The organism is Brevundimonas sp. C43 (genome assembly GCF_030732185.1).
Taxonomy (GTDB): Bacteria; Pseudomonadota; Alphaproteobacteria; order Caulobacterales; family Caulobacteraceae; genus Brevundimonas; species Brevundimonas diminuta_C.
In genome coordinates this window covers 2,096,996-2,119,346 of sequence record NZ_CP132231.1, presented here as the reverse complement: position 1 = coordinate 2,119,346, position 22,351 = coordinate 2,096,996, and the positions used below count along the sequence as shown (strand labels likewise).

The 22,351-nt window shown below is 68.3% G+C and carries 29 protein-coding genes; 17 read left to right on the top strand and 12 right to left on the bottom strand.

The genetic code is table 11. The features are described from left to right. Nucleotides 1-8: 8 nt before the first annotated feature. The 5 genes from Q9R14_RS10715 to Q9R14_RS10695 are packed head-to-tail and all read right to left on the bottom strand — an operon-like array spanning nt 9 to nt 3,824. Nucleotides 9-788: a MipA/OmpV family protein gene (locus Q9R14_RS10715; RefSeq protein ID WP_306002375.1), complete on the bottom strand. Its 780-nt coding sequence runs from the start codon at nt 786-788 to the stop codon at nt 9-11. 35 nt (nt 789-823) lie between these two features. After that, entirely contained in the window at nt 824-1,561 is a 738-nt protein-coding gene (locus tag Q9R14_RS10710; protein ID WP_066552743.1) for a 1-acyl-sn-glycerol-3-phosphate acyltransferase, read from the bottom strand. Then, nucleotides 1,562-2,206 carry a YdcF family protein gene (locus tag Q9R14_RS10705; RefSeq protein WP_306002374.1) on the bottom strand — a complete coding sequence of 215 codons (645 nt, stop codon included), beginning with the start codon at nt 2,204-2,206 and terminating at the stop codon, nt 1,562-1,564. After that, nucleotides 2,203-3,117, bottom strand: coding sequence for an ABC transporter permease (locus Q9R14_RS10700; protein WP_306002373.1), 915 nt, complete (start codon nt 3,115-3,117; stop codon nt 2,203-2,205). Before Q9R14_RS10700 ends, Q9R14_RS10705 begins: the two co-directional genes overlap by 4 nt. Then, nucleotides 3,114-3,824, bottom strand: coding sequence for a cell division ATP-binding protein FtsE (locus Q9R14_RS10695; RefSeq protein ID WP_306002372.1), 711 nt, complete (start codon nt 3,822-3,824; stop codon nt 3,114-3,116). The genes Q9R14_RS10700 and Q9R14_RS10695 overlap by 4 nt, the downstream gene beginning before the upstream one ends. 71 nt (nt 3,825-3,895) lie before the next feature. Here Q9R14_RS10695 and Q9R14_RS10690 point away from each other — a divergent pair, with 71 nt between their 5' ends. From Q9R14_RS10690 to Q9R14_RS10670, 5 genes are all read left to right on the top strand, one after another. Further along, nucleotides 3,896-4,828, top strand: coding sequence for an MJ0042-type zinc finger domain-containing protein (locus Q9R14_RS10690; RefSeq protein WP_306002371.1), 933 nt, complete (start codon nt 3,896-3,898; stop codon nt 4,826-4,828). Continuing rightward, nucleotides 4,821-5,354, top strand: coding sequence for a phosphoribosyltransferase (locus Q9R14_RS10685; protein WP_055754434.1), 534 nt, complete (start codon nt 4,821-4,823; stop codon nt 5,352-5,354). The genes Q9R14_RS10690 and Q9R14_RS10685 overlap by 8 nt, the downstream gene beginning before the upstream one ends. 160 nt (nt 5,355-5,514) lie before the next feature. Next, nucleotides 5,515-6,069, top strand: coding sequence for a 50S ribosomal protein L21 (rplU, locus tag Q9R14_RS10680; protein WP_091750606.1), 555 nt, complete (start codon nt 5,515-5,517; stop codon nt 6,067-6,069). Nucleotides 6,070-6,168: 99 nt separating this feature from the next. Beyond that, nucleotides 6,169-6,456, top strand: a complete 288-nt coding sequence (gene rpmA / locus Q9R14_RS10675) for a 50S ribosomal protein L27 (RefSeq protein WP_039244031.1) — start codon at nt 6,169-6,171, stop codon at nt 6,454-6,456. Nucleotides 6,457-6,623: 167 nt separating this feature from the next. Further along, nucleotides 6,624-7,157, top strand: coding sequence for a GNAT family N-acetyltransferase (locus Q9R14_RS10670; RefSeq protein WP_306002370.1), 534 nt, complete (start codon nt 6,624-6,626; stop codon nt 7,155-7,157). 16 nt (nt 7,158-7,173) lie between these two features. On the opposite strand, the gene Q9R14_RS10665 is transcribed toward Q9R14_RS10670, so the two are convergent. Next, on the bottom strand, nt 7,174-7,371 hold the full coding sequence (locus Q9R14_RS10665; RefSeq protein WP_306002369.1) for a hypothetical protein: 198 nt from the start codon (nt 7,369-7,371) through the stop codon (nt 7,174-7,176). Nucleotides 7,372-7,488: 117 nt separating this feature from the next. Continuing rightward, nucleotides 7,489-8,004, bottom strand: coding sequence for a hypothetical protein (locus Q9R14_RS10660; protein ID WP_306002368.1), 516 nt, complete (start codon nt 8,002-8,004; stop codon nt 7,489-7,491). Between the two features lie 174 nt (nt 8,005-8,178). On the opposite strand from Q9R14_RS10660, the gene Q9R14_RS10655 reads away from it, so the two are divergent. Both Q9R14_RS10655 and Q9R14_RS10650 read left to right on the top strand, forming a co-directional pair. After that, a complete protein-coding gene (locus Q9R14_RS10655; RefSeq protein WP_306002367.1) occupies nt 8,179-9,381 on the top strand; it encodes a threonine ammonia-lyase in 1,203 nt (400 codons plus the stop codon). Continuing rightward, nucleotides 9,362-9,877, top strand: coding sequence for an FKBP-type peptidyl-prolyl cis-trans isomerase (locus tag Q9R14_RS10650; protein WP_306002366.1), 516 nt, complete (start codon nt 9,362-9,364; stop codon nt 9,875-9,877). Before Q9R14_RS10655 ends, Q9R14_RS10650 begins: the two co-directional genes overlap by 20 nt. A gap of 164 nt (nt 9,878-10,041) precedes the next feature. Here Q9R14_RS10650 and queG read toward each other — a convergent pair whose 3' ends face one another. From queG to Q9R14_RS10635, 3 genes are all read right to left on the bottom strand, one after another. After that, the gene (gene queG, locus Q9R14_RS10645; protein WP_306002365.1) at nt 10,042-11,151 is read right to left on the bottom strand and encodes a tRNA epoxyqueuosine(34) reductase QueG; all 1,110 of its coding nucleotides are present in this window, start codon (nt 11,149-11,151) and stop codon (nt 10,042-10,044) included. 176 nt (nt 11,152-11,327) lie between these two features. Then, on the bottom strand, nt 11,328-12,014 hold the full coding sequence (locus tag Q9R14_RS10640; RefSeq protein ID WP_306002364.1) for a glutathione S-transferase family protein: 687 nt from the start codon (nt 12,012-12,014) through the stop codon (nt 11,328-11,330). 61 nt (nt 12,015-12,075) lie between these two features. Further along, nucleotides 12,076-13,068, bottom strand: coding sequence for a cation diffusion facilitator family transporter (locus tag Q9R14_RS10635; protein ID WP_306002362.1), 993 nt, complete (start codon nt 13,066-13,068; stop codon nt 12,076-12,078). Between the two features lie 138 nt (nt 13,069-13,206). On the opposite strand from Q9R14_RS10635, the gene Q9R14_RS10630 reads away from it, so the two are divergent. The 9 genes from Q9R14_RS10630 (at nt 13,207) to accD (ending at nt 20,309) form a co-directional block, all read left to right on the top strand. Beyond that, complete coding sequence (locus tag Q9R14_RS10630; protein WP_055754691.1) at nt 13,207-14,007, top strand: undecaprenyl-diphosphate phosphatase; 801 nt, start codon at nt 13,207-13,209, stop codon at nt 14,005-14,007. Nucleotides 14,008-14,045: 38 nt separating this feature from the next. Continuing rightward, nucleotides 14,046-14,945 (top strand): class I SAM-dependent methyltransferase, encoded by a 900-nt coding sequence (locus tag Q9R14_RS10625; RefSeq protein ID WP_306002361.1) that lies wholly within the window; start codon nt 14,046-14,048, stop codon nt 14,943-14,945. A 32-nt stretch (nt 14,946-14,977) separates the two neighbouring features. After that, nucleotides 14,978-15,730 carry a pseudouridine synthase gene (locus Q9R14_RS10620; protein ID WP_306002360.1) on the top strand — a complete coding sequence of 251 codons (753 nt, stop codon included), beginning with the start codon at nt 14,978-14,980 and terminating at the stop codon, nt 15,728-15,730. 40 nt (nt 15,731-15,770) lie between these two features. Beyond that, a complete protein-coding gene (locus Q9R14_RS10615) occupies nt 15,771-16,412 on the top strand; it encodes a phosphoribosylanthranilate isomerase (RefSeq protein WP_306002359.1) in 642 nt (213 codons plus the stop codon). 77 nt (nt 16,413-16,489) lie between these two features. After that, nucleotides 16,490-17,692, top strand: a complete 1,203-nt coding sequence (trpB, locus tag Q9R14_RS10610; protein ID WP_306004144.1) for a tryptophan synthase subunit beta — start codon at nt 16,490-16,492, stop codon at nt 17,690-17,692. After that, entirely contained in the window at nt 17,689-18,162 is a 474-nt protein-coding gene (locus Q9R14_RS10605) for a hypothetical protein (protein WP_306002358.1), read from the top strand. The genes trpB and Q9R14_RS10605 overlap by 4 nt, the downstream gene beginning before the upstream one ends. Continuing rightward, nucleotides 18,159-18,566: a hypothetical protein gene (locus tag Q9R14_RS10600; protein WP_306002357.1), complete on the top strand. Its 408-nt coding sequence runs from the start codon at nt 18,159-18,161 to the stop codon at nt 18,564-18,566. The genes Q9R14_RS10605 and Q9R14_RS10600 overlap by 4 nt, the downstream gene beginning before the upstream one ends. Beyond that, nucleotides 18,566-19,408: a tryptophan synthase subunit alpha gene (gene trpA, locus Q9R14_RS10595; protein WP_306002356.1), complete on the top strand. Its 843-nt coding sequence runs from the start codon at nt 18,566-18,568 to the stop codon at nt 19,406-19,408. The genes Q9R14_RS10600 and trpA overlap by 1 nt, the downstream gene beginning before the upstream one ends. 10 nt (nt 19,409-19,418) lie before the next feature. Further along, nucleotides 19,419-20,309, top strand: coding sequence for an acetyl-CoA carboxylase, carboxyltransferase subunit beta (accD, locus tag Q9R14_RS10590; RefSeq protein ID WP_184280130.1), 891 nt, complete (start codon nt 19,419-19,421; stop codon nt 20,307-20,309). Here the strand turns inward: accD and Q9R14_RS10585 are convergent. Next, on the bottom strand, nt 20,264-20,707 hold the full coding sequence (locus Q9R14_RS10585; protein WP_153924691.1) for a DoxX family protein: 444 nt from the start codon (nt 20,705-20,707) through the stop codon (nt 20,264-20,266). The genes accD and Q9R14_RS10585 overlap by 46 nt on opposite strands. A gap of 36 nt (nt 20,708-20,743) precedes the next feature. Between Q9R14_RS10585 and Q9R14_RS10580 the strand changes: the two genes are divergently transcribed. Then, nucleotides 20,744-22,030: a folylpolyglutamate synthase/dihydrofolate synthase family protein gene (locus Q9R14_RS10580; protein ID WP_306002355.1), complete on the top strand. Its 1,287-nt coding sequence runs from the start codon at nt 20,744-20,746 to the stop codon at nt 22,028-22,030. A gap of 124 nt (nt 22,031-22,154) precedes the next feature. Here the strand turns inward: Q9R14_RS10580 and Q9R14_RS10575 are convergent, their stop codons facing one another. Then, a complete protein-coding gene (locus Q9R14_RS10575; RefSeq protein ID WP_055754504.1) occupies nt 22,155-22,340 on the bottom strand; it encodes a hypothetical protein in 186 nt (61 codons plus the stop codon). Nucleotides 22,341-22,351 lie beyond the last annotated feature (11 nt).

Below are 22,351 nucleotides of genomic sequence, written 5' to 3'. Positions count from 1 at the left end.
CATTGCTATCAGCCGCCGAAGCGACGGGCGATGAAGACGCCGGTGCGGACGGCGTCGTCGCTTTGCGACAGGGGGCTGTCGGCCACGTCGCCCAGGCGGCGTTCGTAGTTGAGCAAGGCCCCGGCGCCCCATTTGTCGCCGATGGGGACCAGCAGGACCAGGCTGGCGCCCGCGCCCTGAAGCCCGCCGCCGGGGGAATAGGCGCTGATGCCGTTTGCGGTCGCCTCGGCCGTGCTGACGCCGTAGTAGGCGTCGGCCAGTTTGGAATCGCCGCCGCGCACATAGGCCGAGGCGTTCAGAAGGCCGACCGACGTCACGCGCTGATGGCCGATCGAGGCGTAGTATTCCGTGCCCTCGCTGACGTCGGACACGTCGCGGCTGATCCGACCGCCGACCACCACATTCCCGGGCAGACGCTTGTAGGCATAGGCGGCCAGGTCGGCGCCGAAGCCCGGACGATCTAGCGTCAGGCCTTCGATATCATCGGCCGAGAAGCGTGGGCGCAGTTGAAGGCCGGCGCGGAAGTCGTCGGTCTTGATCGCGTTCCAGCCCAGGCCGTCGATCGGATTGAGATAAACCAAGTCGCGATAATTGGCCGAAACCCACGGGGCGACCGTTGTCTTGGAGCCAGTGTCGCCGTTGGAATCGTTGCGATAAAGGACGCCCGCGCCGAGATCGACGGTCCAGTTCTGGGGGGCGGGCCTGATCTGCTCGTAGGGTTGCGACTGGGCCAGGGCGGAGCCGGCGACGGCGGCGAAGGCGACGGAGAGCAGAAGGGGGCGAAGCATCGGGCGTTTCCATGGGTGGCGCCCGAGCGGGGAGGTCAGGCCGGTTCAGAATGCGCAAGCTGGGCCTTTGGCTCCAGCAGCGCCAACGACGCCGTCTCTATGCGACTTTCCAGCAACGCCATCATCGCGCCGCGCTTCAGCTGGGCCGGGATCGGCTCAAGAAATTCGAAAACGACCGTGCCGGGATACCGGCGGAAGCCGTGTGCCGGCCAGTGGACGCCGGAGTTGGTGGCGACGGGCCAGCAGGGGCCTTCCAGATCGCGATAGATTGCGGCGACGCCGGGCTTGTAGTCGCCCGGCACGCCCGGATCGTTGCGAGTGCCCTCGGGGAAGATGACGATCTGGCGGCCTTCGGACAGGCGGTCGCGCGCCTGTCGCGTCATGTCTTTCAGCGCCTTGGCGTGGCCCGCGCGATCCACGGCGATCATCTTGGCCTTCCAGGCGAACCAGCCGAAGAAAGGCAGGGGCATCAGCTCCTTCTTCATCACGAAACAGGCGTCGGGCAGGACGGCCAGCAGCGCCACGATGTCCAGCATTCCCTGGTGTTTGGACGCGATCAGGGCGGCGCCCGACGGGGCGTGCTCCAACCCGCGCACCTCGACCTTGACCCCCGCGATCCAGCGCAGGCCGAACAGGACGATCTTCGCCCACAGCTTGCACACGCCCTGCACATAGCGGTGCGGCAGCAGCAGGACCGGCGACAGGCCGATGGCGATGATCGGCATCGACAAATAGAGCCAGGCGGTGAAGATCAGGGAACGCAGGGTGTTCACTTAGGGCGCGGCCTTTTCGTCAGTGGCGGTTTCGCTCTCGGCCGGTACGGCGGCGGGCCGGTCGCGGGTGATTCGGCGTACGCCCTCACGACCCAGAACGGCGAGATATTTCATGTATTCCAGCGTCATCCGACGCGCGGTCACCGCCGCCCGCCACCAGCGCGCATTGTCCAGCGACGGGGTGGAGATGGCGTAGGGCGTCAGTTTGACGCCCGGCAGCTGGCCCCGGATTTCGACCAGCGAACGCGGCATATGATAGTCGGAGGTCACCACAATCAGGCTGCGATAGCCCTTGGCGCGGCTCCAGGCGGCGATCTCCTGGGCGTTGCCGACGGTGTCCTCGGCCTCGAAGCCCAGGTCGACGCAGCAGTTGAACAGACGGCTGGAGCCGGGCGTCAGGTCGCGCAGCTCCTGACGGCGCACCTCGCGATTGACGCCGGAGATCAGCACCCGCTCGCCCTTGCCCTGTTCCAGCAGGCGGATGGCGGTGTTGACCCGCTCGGACGACGGACCGGTCAGGGCCACGATGGCGTCGGCGCGGGCGGGGTCGTCGGCCGGCGTCAGTTCGCGCACCCGGTGGGCGAAGGCGAACAGGCCGACCAGCCAGATCAGACCGGCGATGAAGATGACGCTCAACAGTCTCATGCGCCCCCTCCCTCTGTCGGCCGTCCTGAAGCCAGCATTCGCATGGCGGCGAATCTCGCCGCGAGAACCGCAACCGTAGCCGCCAGCAGCGGGCAAGGCGAGAGCAACGCCAGGTCGCTCCAGCTGATGGGCAGGGCCGCCGTCAGGCCGCCCGATCCGCCGATGAACCGCAGGAGGATCAGAAGGACCGCCGCCAGTCCGGCACCGATCGCGCCCGCACCGGCCGCCATCAGGCCGAACCGTCGCTGGAACAGCCAGGCGATGGTCCCGTCGGTCGCGCCGTTCAGGCTCAGGGTCTCGATCACGCCTTGACCCGCCGCCAACCCCGCCCGGGTCGCATAGGCGATGGCGGCGGCCGCAGCGAAGGCGACGGCCAGGAAGGCGGCGCCGGCCAGGACCCTGATCATGCCGGCGGACCGCTCGACCTCGCCGCGCCACAGGCTGTGATCGTCCACCGTAGCGTCCAGCCCGGCCTCCGCCAGGGCGCGGCTCAGGGTGACGGCGCTGGCGGGGGCGTCGCGGTTCAACCGCACGGTCACCAGATGAGGCAGGGGCAGATCGGGCAGGACTGCGTTGCCTAGCCAGGGGCGCAGCAGGTCCTCGGCCGCCTTGCGGCTCAGGGCGGCGGCCTCCTCCACCCCATCGACGCCCGATAGGGTCTCGGCCGCGCGGGCGGCGGCGGTGTCGCCGGTTTCGCCGACGCGGGGGCGGACCTGCACGGTGGCCTCCGCGCCCAGCTGTCGGGCCCAGCCGTGCGCGGCGCGGTCGGCGGCGGAGGCGGCGACGGCGGCGAGGCAGGCCAAAAAGCACAGGACGGCGATGACGGTCATCAGCCACGGCTCGCCGGCTGCGGCGGGCGGCAGCAGGCCGGGCCGGCGGCTGGAGAGACTAAAATCGGACAGACGGATCATGCGGCGACCCGCGAGGGTTCGCTGAGCCGTCCGGCCTCCAGCCTCAAGACGCGCGCGCCCGACCGCTGGGCTAGGGCCTCGTCATGGCTGGCGATCAGGACGGTGGCGCCCAGTTTGTTCAGCGACTGGAACAGCCGCAGCAGCTTGTCGGCCATGACGGCGTCCACGCTGCCGGTCGGTTCGTCGGCTACGATCAGGCCGGGGCGGGTGATGACGGCGCGGGCGATGGCCAGGCGCTGCTTCTCGCCGCCGGACAGGGCGGGGGGGCGGGCGTCCATCCGGCGACCCAAGCCCACCCACTTCAGCATCTCGCGTACGTCATCGGCGTACTCGGCCTCGGATCCGCCCGCCAGGCGCAGGGGCAGGGCGACATTGTCGAAGGCCGACAGATGATCCAGCAGGCGGAAATCCTGGAACACCACACCCATCCGCCGCCGAAAGGCCGGGATGTCGCGACGATCGATGCGCGTGACGTCCGATCCGAACAGGCGGAGCGTTCCCGTTCGGGGTTGGTCCGCCAGCGTCAGCAGACGCAGCAGCGAAGACTTTCCGGCCCCGGACGGCCCGGTAAGAAAGTGGAAAGAGCCGCGCGGCAAAATGAGGTTAACGTCCCGCAGCACGTCGGGCGCGCCGACATAGCCGAAGCCGACGCCAGACAGGCGAACGGTCTCGGTCATAGCGGCGGGTTCGACGGGCGAGGACGGCATGGTATGTGTTTCAGGAACAGGGCGCGGCGTCGCGCCTTACGGGAGGGGGCGACAGCCTCGCAGTCAGCCACATGATACTGACCTGCCCCGCCTGCGCCACCAGCTATTTCATTCGTGACGAAGCCATAGGCCCCGAAGGCCGCAAGGTGCGCTGCCAATCGTGCGGCGAAGTCTGGCGCGCGACGCCGGACGAGCCGCTGGAACTGACCCTGACACCCGAGCCGGCCGCCGCCGCCGCGCCCGCAACTTCGCCCGAACCCGATCCCGCGCCGACCGCGGCCAGTCTGGCCGAAACGCCGGCGCCGGAGTTGCCCCGGGCGTTCCGCGCCCGCGCCGATCGTCAGAAGAAGCTGCGCCGCGCCGCCACCCAGGGCGTGATCTGGGCGGGTCTGGCCAGCGTCTTCATCGGCCTGATCGTTTCGGCCTTCCTGTTCCGCGTCGAGATCGTCCAGGCTTTCCCCCGGGCCGCTTCGGCCTACAAATTCTTCGGCGCGCCGGTCAATCCGGTCGGGCTGGACTTCGAAGCGTTGACGGCCAAGGCTGCGCCGAACCATCCCGGCATGGTCGTGGTGTCCGGCGCTATCCGCAATGTGCGCGACGTCGAGATCGTCTCGCCGCCGATTCGCGTGGCCCTGCTGGACGCCGCCGGCGCCGAGGTCGGGTTCAAGATCGTAAAGATCGACGCGGCGCCGGTCCTGCCGGGCAAGGTCCAGGGCTTCGCCGCCCTGATCCCCGATCCGGGCGGCCACGGGGCCGGGATCGGCGTCGACTTCGCGCCGGCCAGCCCTGCGCCTGCCAAACCCCCAGCTGAACACGGCGGACAGGATGCGAAGGCCGCGCCCGCGCATGCAGCGCAGCCCGCCGCCGAAACCTCGCAGGGACTGCGCTCGGCGACGGCGCCCGGCGCCGAGGCGCCGAACACGGCCGCGCCGATCGACGCGCGACCGGTCGGGGCTGTGGACAAGGGGCATGGTGAGGCGGTATCGGCCTCGCATCATGGCTGATCCCTCCCCGACGCCGACCGTTCTTCTGTCCGAGGCCGAGGTGGCGCGCATCGTCGCCGACCTGGCCCAGCGCATCGCGCCCGTCATCGACGACGATACGGTCGCCGCCGTGCTGCTGACCGGCGGCCTGTGGTTCGCTGCCGACCTGACCCGCGCCCTGTCGCGCGTCGGCCGCAACGTCCGTTTCGACGCCCTGTGGCTGGCCTCCTACGGCGACGAGCAGACCAGCCGGGGCCGGATTGACGTCTATGCCCCGTTCCAGCGCCCGATCGCGGGCCGCCGCGTCCTTATACTGGACGACGTGTTCGACACCGGCCTGTCGCTGGCCGAGGCCGTGCGCATCGCCAAGGACGCCGGCGCGTCCGAAGTCCTGACCTGCGTCTTCGCCAGGAAGCCCTGGCCCAAGCCCCGCGCGCCCGAGCCGGACTTCGTCGGCTGGGAGGCGCCGAACCGCTTTCTGGTCGGCTATGGCCTGGACCACGCAGGGACGCTGAGGGGCCTGCCGGACATCTGCGCCCTGGACTGAGTTCAAGGCGCGGCGATAGCGGGGATAATCCGTCCGGGGCTGAATTTCCGCCCGGTTCGGCGTTGACTCTCCGACACCCTTCCGTATATGTCGCCGCTCTTCGCCGCCGGGGCCCTCTCCGGGGGCGTATCTTTTTTTGCGTTTGCGCTGAGGCTTCAACATGTACGCGGTGATCAAGACCGGCGGCAAGCAGTACCGGGTCCAACCGGGCGACACCATCGTCGTCGAAAAGCTCGACGGCGACGCCGGCGCTGAGCTGAAGTTCGACAGCGTCCTGATGCTGGGCGGCGACAAGGGCGTGACCCTGGGCGCCCCCCTGATCGACGGCGCCTTCGTCGGCGCGACCCTGGTCGAGACCCGCAAGGGTGAGAAGATCAAGATCTTCAAGAAGACCCGTCGCCAGGGCTATCGCCGCACGAACGGCCATCGCCAGATGGAATCTGTCCTGCGCATCACCGGCATCGAAGGCGCCGGCGAGACCGCCAAGTGGGATGGCAAGGTCGATCTGACCACCAAGGCCGAGATCAACCTGCGCGCTCGCAACCTGGCCGCTCGTGACGCTGCGTCCTCGCTGGGTTCGACCGAGACGGTCGTGACCGACGTGGACGGCGCCGAGGTCAAGGGCGTCGTGGTCGAGAGCTCGGCTCCCGCCAAGAAGGCCCCGGCCAAGAAGAAGGCTGCGCCCAAGGCTGAAGCCGCCGGCGACGAAGCCTAAGACATTCACCGGCGCTCACCGCGCCAGACCAGTTAAGAGAGACGTCCTCAAGTAGGCCGAAAGGCCGGTAGGACCCTCAAGAAAGTACGGAGCGGCAAGATGGCTCACAAGAAATCCGGTGGTTCGTCGCGTAACGGTCGCGACTCCGAGTCGAAGCGCCTTGGCGTGAAGAAGTATGGCGGCGAGCGCGTGCTGGCCGGCAACATCATCGTGCGCCAACGCGGCACCACCTTCCACGCCGGTGAGAACATGGGCATGGGCCGCGACCACACCCTGTTCGCCCTGACGAACGGCGCTGTGAAATTCACCACCAAACGTGGCGGCCGTTGTTACGTGTCGATCCTCGCGGCCAATGACGACGCCGCTCAGGCGATGGCCGCCGAGTAACGCAGTCTGGACCTTCCCGGATCGCGTTGCTCCTGCCAGCAGCCGATCCGGACCAGGGATGATAATCCGCGGGGAGTCTGGATCACCAGGCTCCCCGTTTGCGTTTCCCCGCCTCGAAGACCGTCCGAGCCCTTCAAGGAGATGGTCGACAATCCGAGGCAACGCCCATGTGCGTCATCGAAACCTCTCCCGTCGTCGAGACCCGGCGCCTGATCCTGCGTGCGCCTGCGCCCCAGGATGCGCCGCGCATCGCCGCCCTGGCCAACGACCTGGACATCGCGCGCATGACCAAGCGGATGCCGCATCCGTTCCAGATGCGCGACGCCGACGACTTCGTGCTGCAGGTCGCCTCGCAGGATCCCAGGCGAGCCAACACCTTCGTCATCGACCATGAGGACGTGGGGCCCATCGGCGTCGTCGGTCTGTTCGAGGGCGAGGATCGGGTGCCGGAAACCGGCTATTGGATCGGACGTGAGTACTGGGGTCGGGGCTTCGCCACCGAGGCGCTGGACGCCACCCTGGTCTGGGCCAGCCGCAAGTGGAAGCGCCGGGCGCTAGTCGCCGGCCATTTCGCCGACAATCCGGCCTCTGGCCGCGTTCTGGAAAAGGCCGGCTTTCTCTACACCGGCGAGACGCGCCGGGCGTGGAGCCGGGCGCGTCGGGCCGAGGCCGATACGCGCATGATGGTGTGGCTGGCCTGACGGCCAGCCCGCAATGTCAGCCGCCCGCCAGGGCAGGGCCATAGACGGCCGCGACAGCGACGGCGCCCACCACCAGCATCGCGCCCGCGCCGGCGATGAAGGTGGCGATGGTCTTGGACCGGCGCCGCCGCATGCCGCCTCCCTTGTACTTGCGGATGATGACCGACGGCCCTCGCGTAAAGGCCTCGGATCCTATGATATTGTGTTGGGACAAGAAAAAAGCTCCCCGAACTCTCGCACACAGAAGCAGCGATCAGTCCGGGGCGCTCGTGGTCAGAAGATGGCGATCCGCGTTACCGGGGTCGCATCTTCGTGAGACGGGGCGTGCGGGTCACAGGGTGATGGAGACGACCCGGCCTCCGCGCGTCTGCACCGCCTGTATCAGCACCAGAGGCGCATCGCCCGAGGTGACCGGCACGATCAGGAACCAGCCGCCGTCGGGCAGGCCGTCGAAGCGGAAACGGCCGTTCTCGCACCGCGTGTCTCGGACATAGGTGCGATAATCGGCGTTGGCGTCGGCGACGGTGCGGGCGCGAACGACGGCGGCGGGCACGGCCGCGCGCTGGGTCGAGCCGTACAGGGTGCGAATGCGCGCGCGCGTATAGGGGGTGTCCGGCGTCAGGCCGACGCTGGCGACGCAGTCGAAGGCCTTGCCGTCCCGAGCGAAGGCGATCTGGCCTTGAATGCTGTTGCGGCCGGGCATCTGGGACCAGCCGAAATCCGCCTCGTTGAAGGCGGCCGGACCCCCGTTCGGCAGGCCGCCGCCAGCGGTGGGCGCACAGGCGGACAGGACTGCGGCGGTCAGGGCGAGAGCCAGGCCAGGGGCGGCGAACGAACGGATCGACATGGGGCTTCCTCCGGGATTTCGGGGTCGTGGGGGACGACTTCCACCACTATCGCACGACAGGCCGGGCGACTTCCACGCTCAAGATTCCCCCTCTGGACCCGGACCCGACAACGCGCGAAACAGGCCCGACAACGCGCCCAGTCGTCGAGGCGCGACAGCTCGGAAACGCCCCGCATGACCGTCACCTTCGCCGATATCCAAGCCGCGCGCACCCGGATCGCCGGCGCGGTCGACCGCACCCCGACCCGCTATTCCAGAAAGCTGTCGCAGCTGACGGGGGCCGAGGTCTGGGTGAAGTTCGACAATCTGCAATTCACTGGCAGCTTCAAGGAACGCGGCGCCCTGAACCGGCTGCTGATGCTGAGTCCCGAGGAGATGAAGCGCGGCGTGGTGGCCGCCAGCGCCGGCAACCACGCCCAGGCCCTGGCCTATCACGGCGGACGGCTGGGCGTGCCGGTGACCATCGTGATGCCCGAGGGCACGCCCTTCGCCAAGATCAACGGCACCCGCTCGCACGGCGCGACCGTGGTGATCGAGGGGCTGGACTTCACCGGCTCGACCGAGGCGGCCAAGCGGCTGGAGGCCGAAAAGGGCTACGTCTTCGTTTCGGCCTTCGACGACGAGGGCATCGTGGCGGGCCAGGGCGTCTGCGCGATCGAGCTTTTGGAGGATGCGCCCGAGGTCGAGGCTTTGATCATCCCCATCGGCGGGGGCGGGCTGATCGCCGGCTGCGCCATCGCGGCCAAGGCGATGAAGCCGGACATCAAGGTCTTCGGGGTGGAGGCGGCGCGCTATCCCTCCTTCACCGCCAAACGGACGGGCAAGCCGCCGGTCTGCACCGGCCAGACCCTCGCCGAGGGCATCGCCATCAAGGCGGTGGGCGACATCCCCTTCGCCCTGGCCGATCCGCTGGTGGACGAGGTCTTCGTCTGCGAGGAGGCCGACTTCGAACGGGCCGTCGCCACCTATGTCACCTATGAGAAGACGGTGTCCGAAGGCGCGGGCGCCGGCGGTCTGGCGGCGCTTCTGGCCTATCCCGACCGGTTCAAGGGGATGAAGGTCGGGCTGGAGCTGTGCGGCGGAAACATCGATGCACGGATGCTGGCGGTCGTCTTGAACCGCGAGATGGTCCGTGAGCGCAGATTGATCGTCTATCGCATCCTGGGCGACGACCGGCCGGGCATGTTGTCGGCCATGGCGGCGGTGATCGGCGGCCTGGGCGGCAATATCATCGACGTGGTCCACAACCGTCTGGCGCTGGACGTGCCGGCCAAGGGCGCCGAGTTCGACATCATGGTCGAAACGCGCGATAGCGCCCACGCCGACGAGATCGGCAAGGCCTTGAAGGAACGCGGCTATGAACTTCGGATGGGGTAAGGCGGCGCTGCTGAGCGCTGTGCTTCTGGCGGGCTGCGGCCAGGCCGAGCCGGTCAATCCGAACGCGGGCAAGGTCGAGGCGGCCGCCTTCATGACGAAGAACGCCACGGAAGAGGGCGTCCAGACCCTGCCCAGCGGCCTGCAATACAAGGTGGTGCAGGCGGGGCCGGCGGGCGGCGTCAGCCCGGACCGCAACGACCTGGTCAAGGTCGATTACGAGGGCAAGCTGGTCGACAACAGCGTGTTCGACAGCTCGTTCGCACGCGGCGCGCCGGCGGTGTTCACGCCCGAGGAAGTGGTCAAGGGCTGGACCGAGGCGTTGCAGAAGATGCGCGTCGGCGACGAATGGCTGCTCTATGTCCCGCCCGAGCTGGGCTATGGCGAGCAGGGCAATCCGAAGATCCCCGCCAACTCGGTGCTGATCTTCCGCCTGAAACTGCTGGACGTGGCCAAGGTGCCGGGCGGCGGATCGGGCGTCGGGATCGCCATGGGGTGACGGCTGGCGCAATCTATCTCCTCCCCACTTTGTGGGGAGGTGGCTCGGAGCGAAGCGGAGAGACGGAGGGGGTTCTTTGCTTGATCAAAAGCGTGTGGGGGACTTCAAGAGCCCCTCCACCACGCTACGCGCGGTCCCCCTCCCCGCTTCGCAGGGAGGAGACCTTAAGTGCGCCGCCACTCCACCAGAACCCGGGAGTCGGTCTCGGTCGTCGTCTCGGCTAGGGCAGTGAACTCGGCCGGCGGCGTCAGCCGCGACAGCGCCCAGACGGCGGCGCCGCGGACGAGGGGCGAGGGGTCGTCCAGCAAGGCTTTCGTCGGGGCGATCAGGGAGGCGTCGTCCGAGTTGCCGACGGCGTAGAGGACGTTCCTGAGGAAACGGTTGCGGCCGATCCGCTTGACCGGGCTCTTGGTGAACAGGGCGCGGAAGGCGGCGTCGTCCAGCGCCAGCAGGTCGTGCAGGCGCGGGCTTTGAAAAGCCGGGCGGGGCGCCAGCCGGATTTCGCGCGCTTCCTGGGCGAACTTGTTCCACGGGCAGACCGCCAGACAGTCGTCGCAGCCATAGATGCGCGATCCGGTCAGGGTGCGGAACTCGACCGGCCAAGCGCCCGCGAACTCGATGGTCAGGTAGGACAGGCAGCGCCGGGCGTCGAGCTGGAACGGGGCGGGAAAGGCGTTCGTCGGGCAGGCGTCGAGACAGGCGGTGCAGCGGCCGCAGTGATCGGTCTCGGCCGCGTCGGGCTCGATCTCGGCGGCGGTCAGTATGGTCCCCAGGAACAGCCAGTTGCCATGGGTGCGGCTGAGCAGATTGGTGTGCTTGCCCTGCCAACCCAGGCCGGCGCGCTGGGCCAACGGCTTTTCCATCAGGGGGGCGGTGTCGACGAAGACCTTGATGTCCGCGCCGTTGCGGGCGGCAATCTGGCCGGCCAGCTGTTTCAGCCGGCCCTTGATGACCTCGTGATAGTCGTCGCCGCGCGCATAGACCGAGATGTAGCCGGCCGAACGGTCAGCCAGCTGATCCAGCGGGTTATTCTCCGGCCCGTAGTTCATGCCCAGGACGATGGCGGTCCTGGCCTCGTCCCACATGGCGGTGGGGTGCTGGCGGCGATCTAGCGTCGTTTCCATCCATTCCATGTCGCCATGCCGACCCTCGTCCACGAAACGCCGCAGCCGCTCGCCCGCCGGCCAGGCGTCGGCCGCCGAGGCGAACCGGCAGACATCGAAGCCCAGCTCGGCCGCGCGCTGGCGGATGAAGGTTTTCAGGCGGTCGGACATGAGGCGGGGGATAGCATGAAGTCTCCTCCCTGCGGAGCGGGGAGGTGGCGCGGCGCGTCTTCGCGCCGTGACGGAGGGGTTCTTCACCGCATCACAGGCGCCTGTGGGACTTCAAGAGCCCCTCCACCGCTTCGCGGTTCCCCTCCCCACAAGTGGGGGGGGGGAGACGACATTTCTCAGAAATCCAGATCCGCATACCAGGCAGACGGCGGCACGCCGACGAAGCGGTCGGCGAGCAGGGGGCGGAAGCAGGGGCGGGATTTGAGCTTGGAGTACCAGGTCTTCAGTCCGGGCCAGGTCTTCCACTGGATCTCGCCGAAGTAGTCCAGCACTGACAGGTGGGCGGCGGCGATCAGATCGGCTTGGGACAGGCGTCGGCCGGCCAGCCAGTCGCGCGCGGCGATCAGGTCCTCCAGCATGGCGAGATGGGATTTCAGGGCGTCGCGGCCGTCGCGCAGGGCGCGGGCTTCGGGCGGGCCCAGCTTGAGCAGGGGTTTCTCCATCCGCTCGTGCAGCAGGACGGCGTCGACCTCGTCCATGAAGCGGCGCTCGAACCAGCCGGTCAGTCGGCGCGCCTCGGCCCGTTCGGCCAGATCGGCGGGCAGCAGCAGCGGCCCCTTTTGCTGATCCTCGATCCAGCCCAGGATGGCGGGCAGTTCGCACAGCACCAGCGGACGGCCGCGATCCATCGTCTGGATCACAGGGGGCAGGCCGGACGGATTGAAGTCGTTGACCGGGCAATCGTCCTCCCACGGACGAACCGGCGTGTCGGTCCATTCGATCCGCGCCTCGCCCAGGGCCAGTCGCGCGGCGCGCGAGGCGGGCTGGAAGGCGAAGTGGAAGAGAACACAAGGGTCGGCCATCTAAGGGTGATGCGCCCGGACCCGTTAATGCGCGTTTACTGCATTGAAATTGGACGCAAGGTCAGGACCACGGCCCCTTGGGCGCTGGGCCGGTCGGCGCTGGCGCGGCCTGCGGCTCGGCGGGAGCCGCGGCAGGGATCGCGGGCTGCGGACGGGCGTGGCCGCGCGGGTCGGCGTGGATCAGGATGTCGGCGGCGGGATACTGGGCCAGCACCCGGTTCTCGGCGGCGACGACGATGGCGTGGGCCGCGTCCAGCGTCTGGTGCGCGTCCAGGTCGACATGCATCTGGATCATCATCACCTGACCAGACATGCGGGTGCGCAGCTGGTGCACGCCGAAGACTTGGGGATCGGCCAGGACGGCCTTGGTGATGGCGGCGCGGTCGGCCTCGGGCACGGCGCGGTCCAGCAGGTGGTCGGCGGCGGCCTTCAACATGCCGGTCGCGCCCCAGAACAGCCAGACGGCGACGACGATGCCTGCGGCCGCATCCAGTCCCGGCGCACCCAGGAAGGCGCCCGAAATCACGCCGATCAGCACCACGACGTTGGCGGCGAGGTCCGCCGCATAGTGGGCGCGGTCGCCGGCAACAGCGACGGAGCCGGTCTTCTTCAGCGTCTGGGTCTGCATCCACACCAGCCAGGCCGTAATGACGATGGTGGCGACCACGATCCCGCTCGCCCACCCGCCGGCGGTCACGGGACGGGGGTCGAAGATGCGCTGAACCCCCTCCCAGGCGATGAAGATAGCCGAGGCGAAGACCAGCCCGGCCTGGACCAATGCGGACAGGGCCTCGCCCTTGCCATGGCCATAGCGGTGGTTCTCGTCGGCCGGGGCGGCGGCCCAGCGCACGGCGAAGAAGGTGGTCAGCGACGCCGCCAGATCCAGAACCGAATCCGCCAGGGTCGCCAGGACGGAGACCGAGCCGGACGCGCCCAGCGCAAAGGCCTTCATGGCGATCAGCACAACCGCGACCCCGACAGACAGGCGGGTGATGCGGCGCGTGGCCAGATGGGCGTCGTCGAGCGAGGCGGGGGCGGGGGCGGGCGTCGTCATTGTCGGCTTCTTCTCGCGCAATCGTAGCTGAAAGCCAACCGCTGGCCCAAACGGGTCGTTCCGTCAGAAACGATCATGCTCTAGGGGGAAGGCATCCGGGCGCGGCGCGTTCCGGGCGCATTGGTTTTCGAGGGTCTCATGTCGGACTGGCTTGCCGCCATTATTCTGGGTCTGGTCGAGGGGCTGACCGAGTTCATTCCCGTCTCGTCCACCGGCCATATGCTGCTGCTGGGCCATTTCATGGGCTTCGAGAGCGCGGGCAAGACGTTCGAGATCGTGATCCAGCTGGGCGCATTGCTGGCCATCGTCAGCGTTTACTTCAAGAAGCTGTGGACCCTGGCGACGCGCTGGCCCTTCGACGCCGAGGCGCGCCGGTTCTTGATCGGGCTGCTGGTCGCCTTCGCGCCGGCTGTCGTGATCGGTTTCCTGGCCTATGACTTCATCAAGACGGTGCTGTTCGAGACGCCGCAGGTGGTGTGCATCGCCCTGATCGTCGGCGGGGTGATCCTGCTGCTGCTGGACCGGATGGACAAGAAGCCCAAATGGCTGGACGCCGAGGCCTATCCGATGCGGATCTATTTCCTGATCGGCCTGTTCCAATGCCTGGCCATGATCCCCGGCGTGTCGCGGTCCGGCGCCACCATCGCCGGCGGGCTGCTGCTGAAGACCGACAAGCGGTCGGCGGCTGAGTTCAGCTTCTTTCTGGCCCTGCCCACCATGGGGGCGGCGGTGGCCTATGACCTGCTGAAGAACCACAAGACGCTGGATTTCAGCGACATCGGCCTGATCGTCGTGGGTTTCGTCGTGGCCTTTATCTCGGCCCTGGCCGTGGTGCGGTTCCTGCTGGATTTCGTGTCCAAGCGCGGCTTCGGCGTCTTCGCCTGGTGGCGTATCGTGGTCGGGGTCGTGGGTCTGGTGCTGCTGCAGGCGGGGTTCTGAGGCTGGTCCCCGACGCCTTCGGGCGCTAAGGGCGGGGCATGACCACGCTTCTCTATGGCCGCCCGCCTGTCGTTTTTGATCCGCCTGGCGATGCGACCCAGACCTCGCCCCTGATTCCCGATTCCGCTGCGCTGGAGGCGCAGGACCCCGGTTCGGCCGATACGATCATGATCTACGCCCCGCCCGGCGTGCTGGAGCGGCGCTATGTGCTGGCCCTGGCGCTGAAGGCGCTGAAGGTCGGCGGACGGCTGGACGTCATGGCGCCCAAGGACAAGGGCGGATCGCGCCTGGCCAAGGAGTTGAAGGCGTTTGGGGGCGAGGTCGCCGAGACGGCCAAGGCGCACCATCGCCGCTGCATCGTCATTCGGCCCGAAACGGTCGAGGGGCTGGACGAAGCCATCGCCGCGGGCGAGCCGCAGATCGTGCCGGGGCTGGAGGCCTGGTCGCAGCCCGGCGTGTTCGCCTGGGACCGGATCGATCCGGGCTCGGCGCTGCTGGCCGAACATCTGCCGGCGATGAAGGGCGAGGGGGTCGATCTGGGCTGCGGCTATGGCGCGCTGTCGATCGTGGTGTTGCGCTCGCCCGCCGTCACCAAGCTGAAGATGGTCGATCTGGATCGCCGCGCCATCCAGGCCGCTCGCCGCAATATCGAGGACGACCGCGCCAAGGTCTGGTGGTCAGACGCCCGCACCCTGGAAGCCAAGGGCGACAAGGATTTCGTCGTCAGCAATCCGCCCTTCCACGACGGTGGGGCCGAGGACCGGCGGTTGGGTCAGGCCTTTATCCGCAAGGCGGCCGAGCTGCTCAAAAAGGGCGGCGTCGCCTGGGTCGTCGCCAACCGGCACCTTCCCTATGAGGCCGAGTTGAACACGGCGTTCAAGCGGGTGCGGCTTGTCGCCGAGGCGGGCGGCTACAAGCTGTTTGAGGCGGTGAAGTGACCGCGCTCAAGCAGTCCGAAGGGCGGTAGCGCATGAAGAAAACCCCGACGTCGAGGGTCGATCGTCTGCTGGGCTCGATGGGCTATGGATCACGCGCCGAAATGGCGCGGATGGCCAAGGCGGGCGGCATCGTGCTGGACGGGGCGGACCTGACGGACGTGTCCAAACGCATTGCGGTGACGCCGGACCTGCCCACGCGAATGGAGATCGACGGCGAGCCGCTGGACCCCGTGCAAGGGCTGGTGATCCTGCTGAACAAGCCGCTGGGCATGACCTGCTCACACAAGGAAGAGGGGGCGCTGGTCTATGACATCCTGCCGGGACGTTGGCGGGCGCGCGATCCCGCCATCTCGACCATCGGACGGCTGGACAAGCAGACGACGGGCCTGCTTCTGCTGACTGACGACGGCGACCTCCTGCACCGGGTGATCAGCCCCAAACGCCATGTGGCCAAGGTTTACCGGGCGGGTCTGGCGCGGCCGTTGACCGGAACGGAAGGCGCGCTGTTCGCCTCGGGCGAGCTGGTGCTGGAGGGCGAGGACAAGCCGTTGGCGCCGGCGCTGCTGGAGGTGGTGTCGCCGACCGAGGCCCTGCTGACGGTGACGGAGGGGCGCTATCATCAGGTGCGCCGGATGTTCGCGGCCGCCGGCAACCATGTCGAGACCCTGCATCGCGAACGGCTGGGCGGACTTGGCCTGCCCGCCGATCTGGCGCCCGGTCAGTGGCGGCTGGCGACGGCGGACGAGGTCGCCTCGATCTTCACGGCGCCCGAGAGCCTGGGTTGAAGCTCTTGACGCCTGCGGGATCGGACGCGCAGGTCGAAGGATGACGACCAAGATCAAGATCTGCGGACTGACCACGCTGGACACGCTGGACGTCGCCCTGGAGGGCGGGGCGGACTTCGTGGGGGCGGTGGTGTTTCCCAAAAGCCCGCGCCATCTGGAGCCCGAAGCCGCCGCCGCGCTGTTCGAACGGGCGCGGGGGCGGGCGAGGATCGTGGCGGTGACGGTCGATCCGGACGACGCCTTGCTGGAACAGATCGCGCGGACGCTGAGGCCGGACTTCATCCAGCTGCACGGGGCGGAGACCCCGGCGCGGGCGGAACGGGTTCGGGCGCTGACGGGGGCGGGGGTGATCAAGGCCCTGCCGATCCGGCAGGCGGACGACTTCGCCGCCGCCGATGCGTGGGATGATCATGCTGATCATCTTATGTTCGACGCCAAGCCGCCGGAGGGTTCGGCGCTGCCCGGCGGGGTGGGACACAGCTTCGACTGGTCACTGCTGGCCGGCCGCGCCTTTCGCCGTCCGTGGTTCCTCGCAGGGGGGCTGAACCCGGTCAATGTGGCCGAGGCGCTGAGGATTACGGGCGCGCCCATGGTCGATGTGTCCTCTGGCGTGGAAAGCGCGCCGGGTGTTAAGGACGCCGACCGGATCGCGACCTTCATCCGAAACGCGCGCCGGTCGTAATTACGACGCCTCCCCGCGTGAAAGTCGAAACCGTGAACGCTCAAACGCCTATCCAAGCCGCCGATTCCACCCAGCCGCTGTCGAACGCCTACGCTTGGCCGGACGCGCAGGGTCGCTTCGGTCCGTACGGCGGTCAGTTCGTGGCCGAGACCCTGATGCCGCTGATCCACGAGCTGGATGCGGCCTATAAGGCGGCCAAGGCGGACCCCAGCTTCCAGGCCGAGCTGGACGGTTTTCTGACCCACTATGTCGGTCGCGAGAGCCCGCTGTATTTCGCCGAACGCCTGACCGAACATTTCGGCGGGGCGCGGATCTGGCTGAAGCGCGAGGATCTGAACCACACGGGCGCGCACAAGATCAACAACTGCATGGGCCAGATTCTGCTGGCCCGCCGCATGGGCAAGACGCGGATCATCGCCGAGACCGGCGCGGGTCAGCACGGCGTGGCCTCGGCCACAGTGTCGGCGCGCTTCGGCCTGCCCTGCACCGTCTATATGGGCGCGGTGGACGTGGAGCGGCAGCAGCCGAACGTCTTCCGCATGCGGCTGCTGGGTTCGGAAGTCTTCTCGGTCACGGCCGGCGCTGCGACCCTGAAGGACGCGATGAACGAGGCGATGCGCGACTGGGTCACCAACGTCTCAGACACCTATTACATCATCGGCACGGCGGCGGGTCCGCACCCCTATCCGGCCATGGTGCGCGATTTCCAGTCGGTGATCGGCAAGGAGATCAAGAGCCAGTCGATGGCCCGGATGGGCAAGCTGCCCGAAGCGGTTGTCGCCTGCATCGGCGGCGGGTCCAACGCCATCGGCGCCTTCCACCCCTTCATCGAGGACGAGGGCGTGCGGCTGATCGGCGTCGAGGCGGCCGGCCATGGGCTGGATACGCCGGATCACGCGGCCAGCCTCAAGGGCGGGCGGTCGGGCGTGCTGCACGGCAACCGCACCTATTTGCTTCAGGACGAGGACGGCAACATCGTCGAGGGGCACTCGATCTCGGCCGGGCTGGACTATCCCGGCATCGGGCCGGAACACGCCTGGCTGCACGACATCGGCCGGGCCGAATACCGCTCGGCGACGGACAACGAGGCGCTGGAGGCGTTCCAGCTGTGCTCGAAGCTGGAAGGCATCATTCCGGCGCTGGAACCGGCCCACGCCCTGGCGCGGACGGGCGAAGTGGCGCGCGAAGTCGGCAAGGGCGGTGACGTCGTCCTGCTGATGTCGGGGCGCGGCGACAAGGACATCTTCCAGGTCGCCAAACATTTGGGAGTGAACCTGTGATCCGTACCCTTCTTGCGGCGACCGCCGTCCTGAGCCTGTCCGCCGCCGCTGCGCAGGCCCAGACGCCTACCCCGACGCCGGCCCCCGCTGCGCCGCAAGGCGGTCCGGCTGACGTCGGCCTACTGCCCGGCGCGGAGCTGTCGCCCGATTGCGGAGGGCTGAACAATCTGACGGGGCGGGCCTATTGCGTGACCGCACAGCTGGGCCAGATCGGCGCTCTGGCCGACGCCTATATCGCCGATCTGGAAAGCAAGAACTGGCTGGCCGCCGGCGGTGACGACAACCGCGTCGTCTTCATCAAGCGCCGCGAGGCCGGCGGCTGCGACGGCATGCAGATGGTCGCCTTCTACGACACCACCAAGACCGCCGTCGCCGAACTGCCCGGCTATCTGGGCTTCGCCACCATTCCGGGCGACGTGTGCGCGGCTGCCGCGGCCGCGGCCCCAGCCGACGGAACCGTGCCGCAATGATCGCGCTAGCCATGGCTGCTTTTATATTCGCCGGGTCAGAAGTTCTGTTGCCTGGGCAGGCTGACCTGCCCTTGATGCGAGGTGCTCGTCTTGCGCCCGAATGCGCCGAGGTGTTGCCAGCGGATCGGGAAGGCCCTGCTCTGACCTGTATCGCTGTGCCCATGCGTCGTGCGAACGATATGGTGTTCGCCTATAGTCGACAGGCTCAACGACAAGGCTGGCAGGATGCGGGCGGGGCGGCGAGCGCGCTTTTCCTGACCCGCCCGGCTACGCCCGAACGGTGTGCGCAGCGGCTGACACTAGTCGCCTTCTGGGATCCCGCTCGCGCCGATCCTCCAGCGCCCAACGAAAACGTGTTCATCGGCATGGCCGTGGAATCGCAAAACTGCAAGGAGGCGGGCTGATGACCACCGCCCGTATCGACGCGCGCTTCAAGGCGCTGAAGGCCGAGGGCTGTGCGGCCTTTATTCCTTATGTGATGGGCGGCGATCCGTCGCGTGAAGAGGCGCTGGCGATCCTGAACGGCCTGCCGGCTGCGGGCGCGGACATCATCGAACTGGGCTTTCCGTTCAGCGATCCGATGGCCGAGGGGCCGCCGATCCAGCGGGCGGCGATCCGCGGCATGGCAGCGGGTTTTGGCCTGCGCTCGACCATGGATCTGGCCAAGGAATTCCGTAAGGGCGACGACGCCACGCCCATCGTGCTGATGGGCTATCTGAACCCGATCGAGAGCCTGGGCTATGACGCCTTCGCCGCCTATGCCGCCGACTGCGGCATCGACGGGCTGATCGTCGTGGACTGTCCGCCGGAAGAGGCCGGGCCGCTGATCGAGGCGCTGGACAAGGTTTCGATCTCGCTGATCCGACTGGCGACGCCGACCTCGGATGACGAGCGGCTGAAGATCGTGGTCCAGGGCACGTCGGGCTTCGTCTATTATGTCGCCGTCGCGGGCGTGACGGGCGTCAAGGAAGCGAACGCGGATGTGGTGGCGCCGGCCGTAGAGCGGGTGCGCAAGGCCTCGGGCCTGCCGGTCGCGGTCGGCTTCGGGGTCAAGACGCCGGAACGGGCCGCCGAGATCGCTCGCGTCGCCGATGCGGTGGTCGTGGGCTCGGCCCTGGTGGACGAGGTGGCGGCGGCGCTGGAGGCGAACGAACCCGTCGCGGCGCGCGTTTTGGCCCGGGTGAAGGCGCTGGGCGATGCGGTTCGATCCGTCGCCGCTAGTGCTTCCGTGGCGGAAACCGTCTAAGAGCGCGCGGATGAACGACAAGACCAAGCCTCAGGAAAAGCGCGGCGGCTGGCTGAGCCGCTTTGCGCCCGGCGTCCGCAAGATCGTGTCGCGCCGCGACACCCCGGACAATCTCTGGGTCAAGGATCCCGACAGCGGCGAGATGCTGTATCGCTCGGACCTGGAGGCCGCCCTTTGGGTGACGCCGTCGGGCCGGCATATGCGCATCGATGCGCCGACCCGCCTGAAGGCCACCTTCGACGGCGGCGTCTTCCAGTCCATCGACACGCCGGACGTGCCGGAAGATCCGCTGAAATTCTCGGACGGCAAATCCTACAAGGATCGCCTGAATGCGGCGCGCAAGGCGGCGGGCCGCAAGGACACCATGGCCATCGGCTATGGTTCGGTCGGCGGTCAGGACGCGGTCGTGATCGTCCAGGACTTCACCTTCATGGGCGGGTCGCTGGGCATGGCGGCGGGCGAGGCCTTCATCAAGGCGGCGCGCGAGGCGGTGAGCCGCAAGGTTCCGCTGGTCTGTTTCACCGCCGCCGGCGGCGCGCGGATGCAGGAGGGCGCCCTGTCGCTGATGCAGATGGCGCGCACCACCCTGGCAATCGAGGAGCTGAAAGACGCCAGACTGCCTTACGCCGTGGTCCTGACGGACCCGACAACGGGCGGGGTGACGGCCTCCTACGCCATGTTGGGCGATGTGCATCTGGCCGAACCCGGCGCCCTGATCGGCTTCGCCGGACCGCGCGTGATTGAGGCGACCATCCGCGAGAAGCTGCCGCCCGGCTTCCAGCGCGCCGAATATCTGCAGGAAAAGGGCATGGTGGACCGGGTCGTGACCCGCGCTGACCTGCCGCGCACCCTGGGTCAGATCCTGTCCATGCTGATGGACGGCGCCCGCGCCGCCGCCTGAGACCGCCTGAAGGGCCAGTCGATCGCGGTCGAGGCCCACAGGCACCACCACACGATGACCGGCTGAAACAGCAGGCGCGGGCCGTGATAGGCCCAGCCTAGTCCTGCGCCCGAGGTCATGAAGTTCACGGCATGCTGGATGTTGGCCGGGTAGACGCAGACGGCGTAGGCGGCCAGCGCCCAGCCCGCCGCAACCCGCAGGCGCGAGATCATCAGACCCGCCGCGCCCAGCAGTTCGGCGATCCCCGTCAGGGCCACGACCAGGGCCGGCTGCGGAACCCACGCCGGCGTGATCCGCACGAAGGGGCCGGGGACCATCACATGCAGCACGCCCGCGCCCAGGAAGACGGCCGCGAGGACGAGGCGCGCCGCCGTTCTGATCTGCGGCCTGGAAGTCATGTCGCGGTTCTCGAAATCAGGGGGTAAAGGAGGCGGATGGATCCCGTCTCCGAACGATTACGCGCGCGCCACCCCCAGCGGATCGACCTTTCGCTGGAAAGAATGCGCGTGCTGTGCGCGGCCCTGGGCGATCCGCAGCACAAGCTTCCGCCGGTGATCCATGTGGCGGGGACCAACGGCAAGGGGTCGACCGTGGCCCTGATCCGCGCCATCGCCGAGGCGGCGGGGCTGAAGGTGCACGCCTACACCTCGCCCCATCTGGTCCGGTTCAATGAGCGGATCCGACTGGCCGGAACGCTGATCGAGGACGACCATCTGAACGCGATCCTGGACCGGATCGAGGCGGTCATGGCCGAGACGAACAGCGAGGCCACGGTATTCGAAAGCACCACTGCCGCCGCCTTCCTGGCCATGTCCGAAACGCCCGCCGACCTGGCCATCATCGAGGTGGGTCTGGGCGGGGTGCTGGACGCCACAAACGTGATCGAGCGGCCGCTGCTCAGCGTTATCGCCCCGGTCGATTACGACCATGCGGAGTTCCTGGGCACGGACCTGGCCGCCATCGCATCGGAAAAGGCGGGAGTGCTGAAGGCCGGGGCGCCGGCCGTGATCGCGCGGCAGAAGGAAGAGGCGATGGCGGCCATCGAACGTCGCGCCGCCGACGTCCATGCGCGGCTGACCGTGCTGGGCGTCGACTTCGACGCCTGGGCAGAGCGGGGCGGTCTGGCGTTCCAGACGGCCGAACTGTTCATGGACCTGCCGGCGCCGGCCCTGGCAGGCGCGCACCAGATCGACAATGCGGCCCTGGCCGTGGCGGCGGCGGTCGAACTGGACCTGCCCGAGGCTGCGATCGCCGAGGGACTGAAGCGCGTGCGCTGGCCCGCCCGGCTTCAGAGGATTTCGGCGGGTCCATACGGCGCTGCGGCCAAGGCGGCGGAGGCGGAGCTGTGGCTGGACGGGGGGCACAATCCTCACGCGGCGCGGGCGCTGGCGGCGTTTCTGGCTGAGCGTCAGGCGCGGGCGCCGCGTCCCCTGGCCCTGATCTGCGGCATGTTGAACAACAAGGATGCGGGCGGTTTCTTCGCCGCGCTGAAGGACAGCCAGGCCACCGTCTTCACCGTCGGCTTCGACGGGGCCGCAGCCGAGCCGACGGCCCTGGCGGCCGTGGCGCGCGGGCATGGGCTGGCGGCGACGCCGGCAGGTTCGGTTTCTGAGGCGCTGGACCTGGCGCTGCGCTTGGGCGCGGGCCGGGTCGCCATCTGCGGATCGCTGTATCTGGCCGGCGAGGTCCTGGGCGCCAGCGAGGAAACCTGGCCGGTCTAGAGCCTGATCGGTTGAGATGGAATCGCTTCGCGATTTCATCGATGCCGTGAATCAGGCTCCAGGGTCATGCTGGACCGAACTCTGGGTTCGGATGGACTGCGTCCGACCAAACCCAGAGTTCGGTCTAGCGCGTCATCCAGGGCTTGGACTTGCCGGCGGCGATGCGGGCGGCCTGTTCGCGCTGGAAGCGACCGCCGCGCGGCGGCTTGGCGCGCGCATCCAGCCTGGCGTTCTTCAGGCGCAGGGCCTTCTGGACCGGGGTCTCGCCGGGGATGTCGTCAGCCGGGTTCGAGGTGTCTTCGTCGCTCATGGCGCCATCCT

Excerpts from the sequence above, each read along its gene's own strand:
- Q9R14_RS10615 (WP_306002359.1), top strand. The coding sequence starts at position 15,771 with ATGACGACCAAGATCAAGATCTGCGGACTGACCACGCTGGACACGCTG.
- Q9R14_RS10630 (WP_055754691.1), top strand. The coding sequence starts at position 13,207 with ATGTCGGACTGGCTTGCCGCCATTATTCTGGGTCTGGTCGAGGGGCTG.
- Q9R14_RS10670 (WP_306002370.1), top strand. The coding sequence starts at position 6,624 with ATGTGCGTCATCGAAACCTCTCCCGTCGTCGAGACCCGGCGCCTGATC.
- Q9R14_RS10620 (WP_306002360.1), top strand. The coding sequence starts at position 14,978 with ATGAAGAAAACCCCGACGTCGAGGGTCGATCGTCTGCTGGGCTCGATG.
- Q9R14_RS10580 (WP_306002355.1), top strand. The coding sequence starts at position 20,744 with ATGGATCCCGTCTCCGAACGATTACGCGCGCGCCACCCCCAGCGGATC.
- Q9R14_RS10650 (WP_306002366.1), top strand. The coding sequence starts at position 9,362 with ATGAACTTCGGATGGGGTAAGGCGGCGCTGCTGAGCGCTGTGCTTCTG.
- Q9R14_RS10640 (WP_306002364.1), bottom strand. The coding sequence starts at position 12,014 with ATGGCCGACCCTTGTGTTCTCTTCCACTTCGCCTTCCAGCCCGCCTCG.
- Q9R14_RS10575 (WP_055754504.1), bottom strand. The coding sequence starts at position 22,340 with ATGAGCGACGAAGACACCTCGAACCCGGCTGACGACATCCCCGGCGAG.
- Q9R14_RS10685 (WP_055754434.1), top strand. The coding sequence starts at position 4,821 with ATGGCTGATCCCTCCCCGACGCCGACCGTTCTTCTGTCCGAGGCCGAG.
- Q9R14_RS10655 (WP_306002367.1), top strand. The coding sequence starts at position 8,179 with ATGACCGTCACCTTCGCCGATATCCAAGCCGCGCGCACCCGGATCGCC.
- Q9R14_RS10600 (WP_306002357.1), top strand. The coding sequence starts at position 18,159 with ATGATCGCGCTAGCCATGGCTGCTTTTATATTCGCCGGGTCAGAAGTT.
- Q9R14_RS10705 (WP_306002374.1), bottom strand. The coding sequence starts at position 2,206 with ATGAGACTGTTGAGCGTCATCTTCATCGCCGGTCTGATCTGGCTGGTC.
- rpmA (WP_039244031.1), top strand. The coding sequence starts at position 6,169 with ATGGCTCACAAGAAATCCGGTGGTTCGTCGCGTAACGGTCGCGACTCC.
- Q9R14_RS10690 (WP_306002371.1), top strand. The coding sequence starts at position 3,896 with ATGATACTGACCTGCCCCGCCTGCGCCACCAGCTATTTCATTCGTGAC.
- Q9R14_RS10700 (WP_306002373.1), bottom strand. The coding sequence starts at position 3,117 with ATGATCCGTCTGTCCGATTTTAGTCTCTCCAGCCGCCGGCCCGGCCTG.
- Q9R14_RS10625 (WP_306002361.1), top strand. The coding sequence starts at position 14,046 with ATGACCACGCTTCTCTATGGCCGCCCGCCTGTCGTTTTTGATCCGCCT.
- rplU (WP_091750606.1), top strand. The coding sequence starts at position 5,515 with ATGTACGCGGTGATCAAGACCGGCGGCAAGCAGTACCGGGTCCAACCG.
- Q9R14_RS10715 (WP_306002375.1), bottom strand. The coding sequence starts at position 788 with ATGCTTCGCCCCCTTCTGCTCTCCGTCGCCTTCGCCGCCGTCGCCGGC.
- trpA (WP_306002356.1), top strand. The coding sequence starts at position 18,566 with ATGACCACCGCCCGTATCGACGCGCGCTTCAAGGCGCTGAAGGCCGAG.
- queG (WP_306002365.1), bottom strand. The coding sequence starts at position 11,151 with ATGTCCGACCGCCTGAAAACCTTCATCCGCCAGCGCGCGGCCGAGCTG.
- accD (WP_184280130.1), top strand. The coding sequence starts at position 19,419 with ATGAACGACAAGACCAAGCCTCAGGAAAAGCGCGGCGGCTGGCTGAGC.
- Q9R14_RS10635 (WP_306002362.1), bottom strand. The coding sequence starts at position 13,068 with ATGACGACGCCCGCCCCCGCCCCCGCCTCGCTCGACGACGCCCATCTG.
- Q9R14_RS10585 (WP_153924691.1), bottom strand. The coding sequence starts at position 20,707 with ATGACTTCCAGGCCGCAGATCAGAACGGCGGCGCGCCTCGTCCTCGCG.
- Q9R14_RS10695 (WP_306002372.1), bottom strand. The coding sequence starts at position 3,824 with ATGCCGTCCTCGCCCGTCGAACCCGCCGCTATGACCGAGACCGTTCGC.
- Q9R14_RS10660 (WP_306002368.1), bottom strand. The coding sequence starts at position 8,004 with ATGTCGATCCGTTCGTTCGCCGCCCCTGGCCTGGCTCTCGCCCTGACC.